Origin of the sequence: Sphingomonas sp. S2M10, assembly GCF_012650175.1 — a bacterium.
Lineage (GTDB): Bacteria > Pseudomonadota > Alphaproteobacteria > Sphingomonadales > Sphingomonadaceae > Sphingomonas.
In genome coordinates, this window is record NZ_JAAILI010000043.1 from 60,837 (window position 1) to 73,482 (window position 12,646).

Here is a 12,646-nt window from a genome sequence, read left to right on the forward strand (position 1 = left end):
CTCAGGCCCCCGGACCGCGGTGGAACATGGCCACCAGCAGGATCACGGCATAAGCGGCGCCCAGCCCCGCCGCCCCGCCGAGGAACTTCCGAAGCTGGCGCCGGCGGCGTGCGTGCTGGCGCGGCGTAATCACTTCGCCGATAGACCCGATCACCGGCATGCCGCTGGCCTTTTCGAGGCGGGTCGCCGTGTCGAATGTCGTCCGCAGCTTGGCGAGCAGGAACGCCGCCGCCATGCCCGCGCCCAGCCCGGCAAGCAGCACCGCCGTCAGCAGCACCGATCGCCTGGGTGCGCTGGGGGACTGCGGTTGGGTCGGGGGATCGATGACGCTGAACTTCACCGCATCGGTCTGGCTCTGCGCTTGGCTGCTGATCCGCAGCTGCTCGCGGTCGGCGAGCAGCTTGGCATATTGGTCCTTGAGCACCTGATAGTCGCGGTCGATCTGGCCCTGTTCGGACGCCGCCTGTGGCGCTTGGGTGAGCTTGGCGCTGAGGGCGGCGAGATCGCCCTGGATCTGCGCACGCCGCTGGCTGAGGGCTGCGACCTGCGCCGCCTTGTCCGCCTGCATGGATCGCAGACTGAGATAGAGCGGATTAGCGAAACTACCGCCGCCGCCGTTCGTCGGCTCGCGCGCGGCGGCGGCTTGGGCACCGGCGATCTGCCGCTTGAGCGCGATCACATCCGGATGCATCTCGGTAAAGCCCCGTGCCCGGGCGTCGGCGAGCTGGCCCTGCAGGTCGGCAAGCCGCGCCCGTGCCGGGCCGCTGCCGACAGTCGCCGGTCCCTGCCCGGCCACGCTCGCCGGCGTGCCCGCCATCTGCGCGTTGACCGCGCTGAGGCCGCTTTGCGCCGCCGCTAGGTCGCTCTCGATTTGTTGGAGCTGCTGCTGTGCCGCGCCGATTCGGTCGTCGAGCGAGCCGGTGCCCGGCAGGCTGCCGAGGAAGCGCGACTGGAAGTCGGCGCGCTTGGCCTCGGCCGCTTGCAATGCCTGCTGGCGCTCGGCGAGCTGCTGGTCGAGAAAGGCAAGCGACTGACTGCTCTCGTCGCGGCTGTCGGCCAGCTTGTTGTCGCGGAACAGCGCGATCAGCTTCTCCACCACCTGGCGGCAGATCGCCGGATCGGCGCCGGTCACCGCGATCTCGAACAGATTGTCCTGCTGCGCGGTGAGCTTGATCGCCTTTTGCAACCCGGCAATGCGCGCCGAGAGATCGGCGGGCTTGGTGATCGTCCTGGCGAGATCGGTACCGCGAACGACCTTTTCCAGGTTGATCGCGCTGGTCAGCGTCTGGCGGATGCGGTCGATGTCCTGCTGCTGGCTGGCGGTACCCACACCGCCATCGCTGGGCAGTACCTGGCGCAGCTCCACCAGCACCCGCGCCTTGGACTCATAGCTGTCCGGGATCCGCGACACCGCTACCCAGCCGACCACGCACACCGCCCACGCGATCGCCAGCGCCAGCGTGCGGCGCATCCAAACCGCATGGAGTGCACTGCGAACCTCGTCGAACAGGCTGCCCATCAGAACATGCTCTGCGGGATGATGATCACGTCGCCTGGCTCCAGTCGGACGTTGGCCGACGTGTCACCGCCCTTGATCAGGTCAGACAGGCGCAGCTTGTATTCGCGCTGCTTGCCGGTCTGCGGGTCGTAGCGGACCAGCCGGGCGCGATTGCCGGCGGCGAATTCGTTGAGGCCGCCTACCGCGATCATCGCGTCGAGGATCGACATGTTGGCGCGATACGGCAGCGACGCCGGCTTCTCGCTCGCGCCGACGACGCGGATCTGCTGGCTGAACGTGCCCGAGAAATTCTCGACGATCACCGAGACGATCGGATCCTTGATATACTCGCCGAGCGCGAGCTTCAGGTCGTCGGCAAGCATCGCGGGCGTTTTGCCGACGGCCGGCATGTCGTTGATCAGCGGAGTGGTGATGCGGCCGTCGGGCCGCACCTGTACCTTGGTGGAGATCTCCGGATTGCGCCAGACGAAGATGCTGAGCTGGTCGAGAGGGCCGATGACATATTCCTCGCTCGGCGCCTGCCTGGCGCCGACGAAGCCCGCGGCAGGAAGCTCAGGACGCGGGCCGCCGCCGCATGCCGATAGCTGTGCCGTCAGCGCCAGCGCCGCCGCCTTCACCCCGAACGAAACCGCCATCACCGTGCCTCCAAGCGGCAACGTAACGGCGTTTCGCGCGCCCGTGCCGGACGGCGAGCTATGGCGCAGGACGCGTAAATTTAGCGTTAGGCGTCAGACCCCTGCCAGAAGCTCGCGAACCGGCGGATGGCCGAGAAATGCCTGTGGGCTGGCGCTGGCACCGTACGCGCCGGAGGCGAAGATCGCGATCAGGTCGCCCACCTCGGCGTGCGGCAGCGCAACGCGGTCCGCCAGCCGGTCGAGCGGCGTGCAGAGCGGACCGACCACGGTCACCACTTCCTCGGGCGCGTCCTGCATCCGGTGCGCGACGGCGATCGGGTAGTTGCGGCGCACGACGGTGCCGAAATTGCCCGTGGCGGCGAGATGATGGTGGAGCCCACCGTCAACGACGAGGAAGGTCTCGCCTTGGCTTTCCTTGCGGTCGACCACGCGGGCGAGATAGATGCCGGCTTCGCCCACCAGCCAGCGGCCGAGCTCAATGGCATAGTGGGTGTCGAGCCGGTCCAGTTCGTTTGCCAGCGCCGCGCCGACCGCCTCGACGTCGAGCGGCAGGTCGCCCGGGAAATAGGGGATGCCGAAGCCGCCGCCGAGATTGACCAGCGGCGGAAGCGTGCCGGCTTCGTCCGCCAACCGTGCGGCGAGGCCGATGGTGGCCGCCTGGGTCTCGATCACCGCCTCGGCCGAGAGCGCCTGCGAGCCGGCATAGATGTGGAAGCCGCGCCAGACCGCGCCCCCGGCGATCAGCCGCCGGACGAGTGCGGGCACCCGCGCAGCGTCGACCCCGAAGGGCGAAGCACGGCCGCCCATCTTCATGCCGGAGCCCCGCAGCTCAAAATCCGGATTCACCCGCACCGCCAGCCCCGGCGCGATGCCCAGCCGTTCGCCGATCGCCAATGCGCGTTCGGCTTCGCCCTCCGACTCAAGGTTGAGCGTGACCCCGGCGCGGATCGCAGCTTCCAGCTCCATGTCGCGCTTGCCGGGGCCGGCGAAGCTGATCGCCGAGGCGTCCATCACCGCGCGCGCCTTGTCCATCTCGCCTGCCGAGGCGACGTCGATCCCGTCGACATGCTGCGCAATGGCAGCGATCAGCGAAGGCAAGGGATTGGCCTTGATCGCATAGTGCAGCGCAACCTGCTTTGGCATCGCCGCCCGAAACCGCGCAATCCGCGCGTGCACCGCGCCCGCGTCGTACAGATAGAGCGGCGTGCCCGCTTCCGCCCAGTCGGCGGCGTTGCGGCCGGCGACCTGCAGGTCGGGCTGCCCGGCATAGTCGGCGGGAATGGGCCCGGTGGGTTTGGCGTTCATAGGATCTCCGTCTTCAGCCCGGACCGGTCGAGCTTGCCATTGGCGTTGCGCGGCAAGCGCGTCCGCCAGACATAGCGTGCCGGCTGCTGGAAGCTGGGAAGCTCGCGCCGCAGCCGCTCGCGCAGGTCGGCCTCGCGGCTACCATCCCCACGCGCGATCACGAGGATCGCCTGGCCGAGCCGCTCGTCCGGGATGCCGAACGCCACCGCCTCGCTGGTCTCACCGCCAGCTACCACTGCTTCCTCGATCTCGGTCGGACTGATCCGGTTGCCCGAAGACTTGATCATTTCGTCGTCGCGACCGACGAAGCGCAGCAGTCCAGCGGTGTCCTCCGCCACCGTATCCCCGGACCATACCGCCAAGCCCGGATGCTCGGCAAAGGCGGGTGCCGGACGAAAGCGCAGCGCCGTCCGCTCCGGATCGCGCCAATAGCCCTTGGCGACCAGCGGGCCGGCATGGACGAGTTCGCCCTGCGCCGCCCGCCGCCCCCCGGCATCGACGATCAGGATCTCGGCAAAGGGGATCGCGCGACCAATCGATTCGGGGTGCGTGTCGACGAGTGCGGGATCCAGATAGGTCGACCGAAATGCCTCGGTGAGGCCGTACATTGGATAGAGGTCGGCCTGGGCGAACCGGCTGCGCAGCCCCTGCACCAGCGGCCGGGTGAGCGCGCCGCCCGAGTTGGTAAGCCGCTGGAGCGAGGCCGCAGTGTCCGCAGGCCAGTCCGCTTCCAGCAACTGCACCCACAGCGGCGGCACCCCCGCCAGCGTCGTGATTCCGAAACGCGCCACCGCCTTCACCACGTCGCGCGCGGTGAGATAGTCGAGCGGCACCACCCGCGCGCCCGCGGCCCAAGTCGAGAAGAGCTGGTTCTGGCCGTAGTCGAAGCTAAGCGGCAGCACGGCCAGGACGCGATCCTCGGGCACGAGCTTCAGGTAATGCGCGACGCTGATGGCTCCGAGCCATAGATTGGCGTGGCTCAGCATCACCCCCTTCGGCCGCCCGGTGGAACCCGAGGTGTAGAGGATCGCCGCCAGCGCATCGGCATCGCCTCGCGCCGGCGGCAGGCTGCCGGTGCCGGCCAGTTCCGCCTCGGTAAGGATCCGGCACTCGGCGGGCACGTCGCCCGTCTCGAGCGCCGCCAGCCGGGCTTGCTGGGTCACCAGCACCCGGGCGCCGCTGTCCGTCAGAATATGGGCGAGTTGCGCGCGCTTGAGCGCCGGGTTGATCGGCACATGGACGAGGCCGGCGCGTGGCGCGGCGAGCGGCAACAAACAGGCGGCGCGCGTCTTCGGCAGCCAGCTCGCCACCCGCTCGCCAGGCTCCAGCCCGTGCGCGGCCAGCGCCTGCGCCATGCCGCCGACCGCCGCCTCGAGCTCGGCATAGGTCAGCGAGCCTGCCTTGTCCTCCAGAGCAACGGCGTCCGGCGCGCCACGCAGCGGCAACGCGTCTATAAGATGCGGGGTAGGATCCAGCGCGATCATGCCACCACCCATAGTCTTGGCAGCGCCGCCGCCAAGCCTTACGGAAGCGCAAATTTCTTGCAGGGGAACCCCATTGCGGCCTGAAGCCATGCTCGACATCGAAACCACCGTCCGCGGCGTGCTGCGCGACGTGCTGGGGTTGAGCGACGATCGCGTTGCTGCTTTCGACGAGAATACTCCCCTGTTCGGCGCGCTGCCAGAGCTGGATTCGCTGGCGGTGGCCGGCGTGCTCACCGAGATCGAGGACCGGCTGGGCATCCTGATCGAGGATGATGAGGTGGATGGCGAGATGCTGGAAAGCTTCGGCACGCTCACCCGTTTCGCCGCACAAAAGGTATTGGGGTGATCGAACCCTATGACTGGGCAGGCGGCCGCGAAGCGATGCTACGCTTCGGTCCCGGCAGCGGCCCGGTTGTCATCGCGGCATTGCCGCTGTTCGAGGAGGCGAACCGCATGCGCGCATTCGCCGCCACGATCTTGCGATCGCTTGCCGAGAAACACAGGATTGCGGGCGTGCTGCCCGAGCTTCCCGGCACCGGCGAAAGCCTGATCCCCAGCGAACGCATCGCCATTTCGGACTTGCGGGCGGGTTTTGCCGCCGCGGCACGCACCGCGGGCGGCCGGGCCTATTCCATGGCCCTTCGCAGCGGCGCGCTGTTCGACGGCAGCGTTGTGATCCGCCACCGTTGGCACTTCGCGCCACAGCCGGGCGACGCCCTCCTGCGCGCGTTGCGCCGCATTCACCGCACCGGGGGTGCCCCCGGCTATGGCGGCCATCGCCTGCCCGACACCTTCCTCGACGAATTGCCCGATTGCCATGTCGAGCCGGCGCGCACGCTCCGCCTGGAAGGCGACACCCGCCCGGCCGACCGCCTCGTCCCCGGTCGCCCGTTGTGGCGTGAGCCGAGCCCGGACAACGACGTCGCGCTCGCCACACTGCTTGCAGACGATCTCGCCGCTTGGGTGCGGATGTGCGAAGCCTGATCGGTTTCCCTTGCCTGGGCGACATGCTGGTCGGCACGCTGGACAGCGCGTCGGGGAGCACCGGCTTGCTGATCGTCTCCGGAGGGAACGAGATCCGCAGCGGCCCGCATCGCAGCATGTCGCAACTGGCACACCGCATCGCCGCGGCAGGCTATCCGGTGTTTCGCTTCGATCGCCGCGGCATCGGCGATTCGGCGGGCAGCAATCTCGGCTTCCTGGAAAGCGCGCCGGACATTGTCGCGGCTGCCGGCATCTTCCGACGCGAGGCGAAGCTGCGCCGCGTGATCGCTTTCGGCAATGGTGACGGCGCGACGGCGCTGGCGCTGTTCCATGCCCAAGCGCGGATCGACGCGCTGCTGCTCGCCAACCCGGTAATCGTCGGACCGCCGGCCGCGCCGGAGGAACCCGAGGAAGCCGAACCCGGTCGCGGCTGGATGCGCCAGATGATCGAGCGGGTCGCGGTGCGCAGGCAGGTGACGCAAGTCGGCCTCGGCAGCGAACTGGCGGCGGCAATCACCGGCGCCGAGGTGCCGATGACGGTGCTGCTCGCCACACGCGACAAGATCGCCGCAGATTTCGCCGAGTTTCTGCACAAGCCGGCCTTTGCCGCCGCCGGAACGCGCGTCCGCCGCAAGCAGTTCGACACCGCCAGCCACGTCTTCGCCGGCACCACCGACAAGGCCTGGCTGTACGAGCGGGTGATCGAGGCGCTCGCCGAGCAGCGCGCGCCCTGACCGTCGCTTGCTCGGCGGAACGTTCTATTCAGCCGCCTGGGCCACCGTCTCGAAATCGGCTGCGGCCAGGAAGCGCTCGGCATCGAGCGCTGCCATGCAGCCGGTACCTGCGGCGGTGATCGCCTGGCGGTAGTGCTTGTCCATCACGTCGCCGCAGGCGAACACGCCGGGCACGCTGGTGTTGGTCGTGCCCTTCTCGACCTGGATATAGCCGTCGTCGTCCAGCGCGATATGGCCGCGGAACAGCTCGGTCGCCGGATGGTGGCCGATCGCGACGAAGCCGCCGTCTACCTCCAGCGTGGAGAGCTCGCCGGTCACCGTATCCTTCAGCTCGATGCCGACGAGGCCCTCGGGCTGGCCGCCGCCGATGAAGCGGGAGACTTCCTTGTTCCAGGCCATGGTGATCCGCTCGTTGGCGAACAGGCGTTGCTGGAGGATCTTTTCGGCGCGCAGCGAATCGCGGCGGTGGATCAGCGTCACGTCATGGCTGTGGTTGGTGAGGTACAGCGCTTCCTCGACCGCGGTGTTGCCGCCGCCGATCACCGCCACCTTCTTGCCGCGGAAGAAGAAGCCGTCGCAGGTCGCGCAGGCGCTGACGCCCCTGCCCTTGAGCAGCTCTTCCGAATCGAGGCCCAGCCAGCGCGCCTGCGCGCCGGTGGCGATCACCAGCGTATCGCCGGTGTAGACGGTGCCGCCGTCGCCGACCATGCGGAACGGACGCTGGCTGACATCGACCTCGACGATCGTGTCCCACATCATCTGCGCGCCGACATGCTCGGCCTGGGCCTGCATCTCCTGCATCAGCCACGGGCCCTGGATCACCTCGCGGAAACCGGGATAATTCTCGACATCGGTGGTGGTCATCAGCTGGCCACCGGGCTGGATGCCCTGGACGACGATGGGGGCGAGGCCCGCGCGCGCGCCATAGATGGCGGCCGAGAGGCCGGCGGGGCCCGAGCCCAGGATCAACATGCGGGTAGAATGGGTGGCGGTCATGCTCTGCTTTCCGACGAATCTTCGATGCCGCTTCTAGAGACAGGGCATCGTCGGAAGCAACATGGCGTCGCGGGGCATATCTGCAACGCCGCGCCGGAACGGAAAAGCTGTCATCCCGCCAAGACGAACTTGGCAGCGATCAGCGCAGGATCCAGACCGCGACGCTCGCCCAGAACAACACGCTTCCCATCGCCATGAGCAACAGGCTGCGCGATGCGGCGGGATCGACACCGCGGCCTTCAACCTGCTCCGGCGGCAACTCATGTAATGCACGCATCTACGCAACTCCGTTCAAGCAACCCTCTTCCTATTGTTCGTTATAGACGATCGGGTCGGCCGCGCCGTTCCGGTATTATGCCTAATTTGTTACAGGGTGCGGCGGGTACAAATCCAGGTCGGGGATCGCCATGGGCGCGTCGGCTGGATCGAGGAAGCCGATGACGGCATCCTCTTTCCCCTCACCGGTAAAGATGAGCGTCTTCGGCTCTGTCGGTGCGGCATCGGCAAAGGAGTAGAAGACCAGCAGCCGGGTTCGCGTCGCACGTTCGCCATTGTGCAGCACCAGCGCCAGTCGGTCGGAAGCCAGCCGCACCAGCAGCCCGGGTGGATACAGGTTGATGCTCCGCATGAACTGGAACAGCAGTTCCCGATCGAAATGCCCCTCCCAGCCCCACATCGCATCGAGAGCGCGCGCCGGCAGCCATGCGCGCTTGTACGATCGGTGGGAGGTCAACGCGTCGTACACGTCGCAGATCGCGCCCATCCGCGCGGGCAGGCTGATATTCTCCTCCTTCAGCCCATGCGGATAGCCCGTGCCGTCCCAGCGTTCGTGATGGTGCAGGCACACCTCCATTGCCAGCGCAGGCATGGTCGGGTCTTCCTGCAGCAGTGACATGCCGCGCTCTGGATGTTCGCGCACCAAGGCGAACTCCTCGGCGGAAAGGCGGCCTGGCTTGTCCAGCACGGAATCGGGAATGGCCACCTTGCCGACGTCGTGCAGCAGGCCCGCGAGACCCAGGGCGCGGACATCTTCCTCGTCCATTCCCAGGTGCCGGGCCAGATTGACCATCAGCGTGCAGACGGCGACAGAATGGAGGTAGGTATATTGATGCTTGCTCTTCAGCTGCAGCACACGGAACAGAGCCGATGCGTTCCGGTCGAGCTGGCCGGCAATGTCGTCGACAAGCGCGGCTACCTTCTCGCGAGCGATGGCGCGGCCAAGGCGCACATCGTCGAAGGTGCCGCGCACGGTCTCGAACGCTCCTGCAACGAGGGCGGCGGCCCGGGCCTGTTCCAAGGAGAAGCTGGCCTTCGCACGTGCCGCCGCCGCATCGGTTTCACCAAGCGTCATCGACGAGGCCGCAGGGACAGGTTTAGCCTCGTCATTTTCCATGGGCGCGTCGACGCTCGCTGCCGGGGCTGCCTGCGATCTGGCCACATCGATGATCACGCCGCCGCGAAACGCGCGAAGCTTCTGAAGGTCCTGCAGATCGGTCAGGAGGAACCGCGTGCGCCAGAAGGGGTGCTCCCACCATGAGCCTTCGAAGCCATGGATGAACATCCCCAGTCGGACATCCGCAGATGGAACCGTTTTCAGCGCCGCCATCGCTCGCGCCCCTCTTCCGCCGATTGCGGCACTCCGAAAGAGCGCCCCTCCCCTGCCACGTTACCCAGTCTCCCGCACGTTCTGCACCTGAACGTCAGCCTAAGTATAGGTGCCTAATCGACCATGTTCGAACAGCCTTAGCCAAAAACTAATGGATGCGGCAGGCTTTACTATTCCGACCCGGGGCGTCGAGGCGGAACGCGCCCCCATTGTCGCATCTGCTACTCAGGATAATTTGGGGCCCTTGCCTGTAGCCGAGAGCGCGGCCCCACCCGTCAACGTTCCACGGTAAGCCGGACTGTCGTGCCGATCGGGTCCCCGCGGAGAACCTCCAGCGTCGCGCCCAAGTCGTCGGCGCGTTCGTGCATGCCGCGCAATCCAAAATGACCCGGTCGACCGCCCGCCTCGATGACCTCCGTCGGGATGCCGCGCCCGCGATCCTCGACGGCGATGCGGAGCCAGCCCTCGCGACTTTCCACCCGTATCTGCGCCAGCCGCGTCCCCGCATGTTTGCGTATATTGGCGAGCGCCTCGCGCACGATCGCGGCGATCTGCTCGAGCATCTCCGGCGGGAAGCGCAGCGGCGGGCCTTCGCGGGTGACCGTCACGATCAGCCCTTCCTCCTCCATGCAGCGGGAAAGTTCGTCGATCAACGGTTGCGGATCGCCCGGGCCGCTGATCCGGCGCAGCGCCAGCACACGGTCGCGCGCTTCCAGCATGACGTCGTCGGCACGCTCCAGGGCACCGTCGATCATGGCGTGCGCGCGCGATCCCGGCTCGGTGGCATAGGCGGCCGCCTGGAAGCGCAGTATCAGGCCCTGCATGCTCTGGAGCAGCGTGTCGTGCAGTTCGCGCGCGATGCGCTCGCGTTCGGCCAGCTTGGCTTCGGCACGCGCCCGTGTCCGCGCCAGCTGTTCTCGCAGCCGCCAGACATAGAGCAGCCACAGCGCGCCCGCACCGGCACCCAGGGCCAGCAGCCGGAACCACCATGTCTGATAGAAGCGCGGCGCGATGGTAACGGTCAGGGTCGCGCCCTGCCTGTTCCACACGCCGTCATTGTTGGCGGCGATCACCTGAAAACGCCAGCTGCCCGGCCCGAGATTGGCGTAATAGGCTTCGCGTGCGGTACCCGCGTCGATCCAGTCCCGATCGACGCCAATCAGCCGGTAGCGGAAGCGCACGCGTTCCGCCTCCGCCAGGCTCAGCGCGGTATAGGCGATCCGCAGATTGGCCGTGCCGGGCGGCAAAGCGACATCCCGCGGCGCCGCATAGCTGCGATCATTGGCGGTGAGTCGCAGGATCGACACCGGCGGCGGCAGCCTGTTGTGGACGATGCGCGCCGGATCGATCCAGCCGATACCGACATTGTCCGCCACCCAGATGCGGCCGTCGCCGCCGCGGATCACCGTACTTTTCTGCGACCCCTGCTGGGCGACGCCAGGCAGCCCGTCCGCCGCGGTGAAGAGCTGGTGCTGCAGGGGTGCGTTCGGGTCGGCGAAGGCCCGGTCCAGCGCCGTCTTGCTGGTCTGCACCAACCCGCGTACGCCGTTGATCCAAACCGATCCGTCGGGCGTCTGTGCAATGCCGGTGATGCCGCCGAGGTCGGGTATTCGGTCATCCGAAAGCGCACGCAGGCGCCCCTGCTCGACTCGGCCGAGCCCGAGCTCGCCGCCCACCAGGGTTCCGGCCGGCCCTGTCGACACCATCGCGATGCCGCCGATCCCGTCACCCGGGACGGCGCGAAGCCCGCTATGGTCGCGTCGATACAGCCGATCGCGGCCGTAGAACCAGCCTTCGCCGCCTACACCCGATGCGGCGTACATCCGGGCAGCAGGCTGATCGGTCGCCTCGAGTGGGTGCCAACGGTTTCCCGCCAGCCGAAACGCACCGACATCCTCTACCGAGATCCACCGCGCCTCCCCATGCCGCCCCCAACTCACCGCGGGGCCGGGAAGCGGCGGCGTACGAATCGCGGTGAAGCCGTCGCGCCGCAAGCGCAACAACGCCTCGGGAAGCGCCACGATCAGATCGGCGCCATCCGCTTCGATCATGTGGATCACCTGATCGAACCTGCGCAGCCAGCGCAGCGGCTCGCCGGGACGAGCGCGGTAGAGATTATGCGGGTTTGCCGCATAGACGGTGCCGTCCTGCGTCACCGCGAGTTCGAAGCCCCCCAGCACCTTGTCGTCGACGCGCAGCGCGGTTGCTGCGCTTACCGGCCGCAGGCGGAACAAGCCGAGATTGGTGCCGATCCAGAGATTGGCCTCGCGATCCTCCAGCAGCGGCACCGCGACGAGCGAGGGCAGACCCTGCTTCGTCGTGAGCCGGGTAAATGCCGGGGGGCCACGTTCCCCGCCCACGCTTCTGGTCTGCAGCACCCCGCCGGCGAACAACGTCCGCCACAGCGTCCCGTCCTGCGTGAAGCGCATCCGATCGGCGGCGGGCGGCCGCAAGCCGAGGGCCAGCGGCGCAATACGCAAGCCCGCCGCACGGGCAGCGGTTGCGACCGCAGGATCGCCCGATGCCCAGACTTGTCCGTCCGGCGCCAACGCCAGTCGGGTGCGGTGCGGCGCACGAGCGACGATCTCGAATCGTGCAGCTCGCGGGCGAAGCACCCGGATATCGTGCTCCGTCGCTGCCCAGATCGCTCCGTCCGCCCCGGCGATGACGCTGAAGACCCGACCGGCGGGGATTCCCCTATCCTCGCCGACACGGATGAGCCCCTTCCCGCCGACGCGGAACAGCCCGCCTTCCAGACCGGTCATCGCCACCCAGATCGTCCCGTCCGGCTCGCGCGCGAACTGCTCGACAATGGCGTTGGGGCCGCCGATTCTGCGGACGCTGCCGCCGCCGAACTGCGCGACCTGTCCGTCGAAATAGCCAATCCACAGGCTGCCGTCCGCGTCGGCGAGCAAGGCGGTGATGTTGCGCGACGGGAAACGGCCGCGCATGGGCGTGATCAGCTCGTACGTGTTGCCGTCGAACCGATAGAGGCCCGCGCCCGTACCAAGCCACAGGAACCCATCGCGAGTCTGGGCAAGCGCCCATATGTCCGGCGGGGCGCCGTCTACCAGGGTCCAGGCCCGCAGATTATACTGATCGAGGCTGCGCTGCTGCGGCGCCTGCGCGCAGACCGGCGCGGCGACGAGGCCCGCCGATGCCAGCACCCTCCACCAGATATGTCTGCGCAGCATCGTTCGCGTATGGCCTCCTTCGCGATCTCGTGCCCTGCGAAGAGGCGCGTCGCAAGGTCACCAGAGGTCGACGAGGCGCGAGCCTGGACGCGAGAGGAAGATGCCAGGCGCACCCTCTTGCGACGTTATGCTGACCGCAACGGATCGGGGAGGCAGCGAGACCGGCCTTTGGCCGGCACTCGCAATCGG

11 protein-coding genes are annotated in these 12,646 nt (G+C 67.9%); 3 read left to right on the forward strand and 8 right to left on the reverse strand.

Annotated elements, in window-relative coordinates; genetic code table 11:
- Position 1: 1 nt before the first annotated feature.
- The 4 genes from S2M10_RS10135 to S2M10_RS10150 all read right to left on the reverse strand — a co-directional run bounded on the left by S2M10_RS10135 (position 2) and on the right by S2M10_RS10150 (position 4,943).
- Positions 2-1,519 carry an XrtA system polysaccharide chain length determinant gene (locus tag S2M10_RS10135; protein WP_168845946.1) on the reverse strand — a complete coding sequence of 506 codons (1,518 nt, stop codon included), beginning with the start codon at positions 1,517-1,519 and terminating at the stop codon, positions 2-4.
- Positions 1,519-2,154 (reverse strand): XrtA/PEP-CTERM system exopolysaccharide export protein, encoded by a 636-nt coding sequence (locus S2M10_RS10140; RefSeq protein ID WP_168845947.1) that lies wholly within the window; start codon positions 2,152-2,154, stop codon positions 1,519-1,521. The genes S2M10_RS10135 and S2M10_RS10140 overlap by 1 nt, the downstream gene beginning before the upstream one ends.
- Positions 2,155-2,247: 93 nt before the next feature.
- Positions 2,248-3,459 (reverse strand): pyridoxal-dependent decarboxylase, exosortase A system-associated, encoded by a 1,212-nt coding sequence (locus S2M10_RS10145; RefSeq protein WP_168845948.1) that lies wholly within the window; start codon positions 3,457-3,459, stop codon positions 2,248-2,250.
- Positions 3,456-4,943, reverse strand: coding sequence for an acyl-CoA ligase (AMP-forming), exosortase A system-associated (locus S2M10_RS10150; RefSeq protein ID WP_211090971.1), 1,488 nt, complete (start codon positions 4,941-4,943; stop codon positions 3,456-3,458). The genes S2M10_RS10145 and S2M10_RS10150 overlap by 4 nt, the downstream gene beginning before the upstream one ends.
- Positions 4,944-5,031: 88 nt before the next feature.
- On the opposite strand from S2M10_RS10150, the gene S2M10_RS10155 reads away from it, so the two are divergent.
- The 3 genes from S2M10_RS10155 to S2M10_RS10165 are packed head-to-tail and all read left to right on the forward strand — an operon-like array spanning position 5,032 to position 6,661.
- Positions 5,032-5,289 (forward strand): acyl carrier protein, encoded by a 258-nt coding sequence (locus S2M10_RS10155; protein ID WP_168845949.1) that lies wholly within the window; start codon positions 5,032-5,034, stop codon positions 5,287-5,289.
- A complete protein-coding gene (locus tag S2M10_RS10160) occupies positions 5,286-5,927 on the forward strand; it encodes a hypothetical protein (protein WP_168845950.1) in 642 nt (213 codons plus the stop codon). Before S2M10_RS10155 ends, S2M10_RS10160 begins: the two co-directional genes overlap by 4 nt.
- Entirely contained in the window at positions 5,915-6,661 is a 747-nt protein-coding gene (locus tag S2M10_RS10165; protein WP_168845951.1) for an alpha/beta hydrolase, read from the forward strand. Before S2M10_RS10160 ends, S2M10_RS10165 begins: the two co-directional genes overlap by 13 nt.
- A gap of 24 nt (positions 6,662-6,685) precedes the next feature.
- On the opposite strand, the gene trxB is transcribed toward S2M10_RS10165, so the two are convergent.
- The 4 genes from trxB to S2M10_RS10185 form a co-directional block, all read right to left on the reverse strand.
- Positions 6,686-7,657 carry a thioredoxin-disulfide reductase gene (gene trxB, locus S2M10_RS10170; protein WP_168845952.1) on the reverse strand — a complete coding sequence of 324 codons (972 nt, stop codon included), beginning with the start codon at positions 7,655-7,657 and terminating at the stop codon, positions 6,686-6,688.
- Between the two features lie 139 nt (positions 7,658-7,796).
- Entirely contained in the window at positions 7,797-7,934 is a 138-nt protein-coding gene (locus S2M10_RS10175; protein ID WP_168845953.1) for a hypothetical protein, read from the reverse strand.
- A gap of 81 nt (positions 7,935-8,015) precedes the next feature.
- On the reverse strand, positions 8,016-9,263 hold the full coding sequence (locus S2M10_RS10180; protein WP_168845954.1) for an HD-GYP domain-containing protein: 1,248 nt from the start codon (positions 9,261-9,263) through the stop codon (positions 8,016-8,018).
- Between the two features lie 275 nt (positions 9,264-9,538).
- Positions 9,539-12,457: a sensor histidine kinase gene (locus S2M10_RS10185; protein ID WP_168845955.1), complete on the reverse strand. Its 2,919-nt coding sequence runs from the start codon at positions 12,455-12,457 to the stop codon at positions 9,539-9,541.
- Positions 12,458-12,646 lie beyond the last annotated feature (189 nt).

What these genes read in the sequence shown, in the direction of transcription:
- S2M10_RS10135 (WP_168845946.1), bottom strand. Translation starts at nt 1,519, where the DNA reads ATGGGCAGCCTGTTCGACGAGGTTCGCAGTGCACTCCATGCGGTTTGG.
- S2M10_RS10140 (WP_168845947.1), bottom strand. Translation starts at nt 2,154, where the DNA reads ATGGCGGTTTCGTTCGGGGTGAAGGCGGCGGCGCTGGCGCTGACGGCA.
- S2M10_RS10145 (WP_168845948.1), bottom strand. Translation starts at nt 3,459, where the DNA reads ATGAACGCCAAACCCACCGGGCCCATTCCCGCCGACTATGCCGGGCAG.
- S2M10_RS10150 (WP_211090971.1), bottom strand. Translation starts at nt 4,943, where the DNA reads ATGATCGCGCTGGATCCTACCCCGCATCTTATAGACGCGTTGCCGCTG.
- S2M10_RS10155 (WP_168845949.1), top strand. Translation starts at nt 5,032, where the DNA reads ATGCTCGACATCGAAACCACCGTCCGCGGCGTGCTGCGCGACGTGCTG.
- trxB (WP_168845952.1), bottom strand. Translation starts at nt 7,657, where the DNA reads ATGACCGCCACCCATTCTACCCGCATGTTGATCCTGGGCTCGGGCCCC.
- S2M10_RS10175 (WP_168845953.1), bottom strand. Translation starts at nt 7,934, where the DNA reads ATGCGTGCATTACATGAGTTGCCGCCGGAGCAGGTTGAAGGCCGCGGT.
- S2M10_RS10180 (WP_168845954.1), bottom strand. Translation starts at nt 9,263, where the DNA reads ATGGCGGCGCTGAAAACGGTTCCATCTGCGGATGTCCGACTGGGGATG.
- S2M10_RS10185 (WP_168845955.1), bottom strand. Translation starts at nt 12,457, where the DNA reads ATGCTGCGCAGACATATCTGGTGGAGGGTGCTGGCATCGGCGGGCCTC.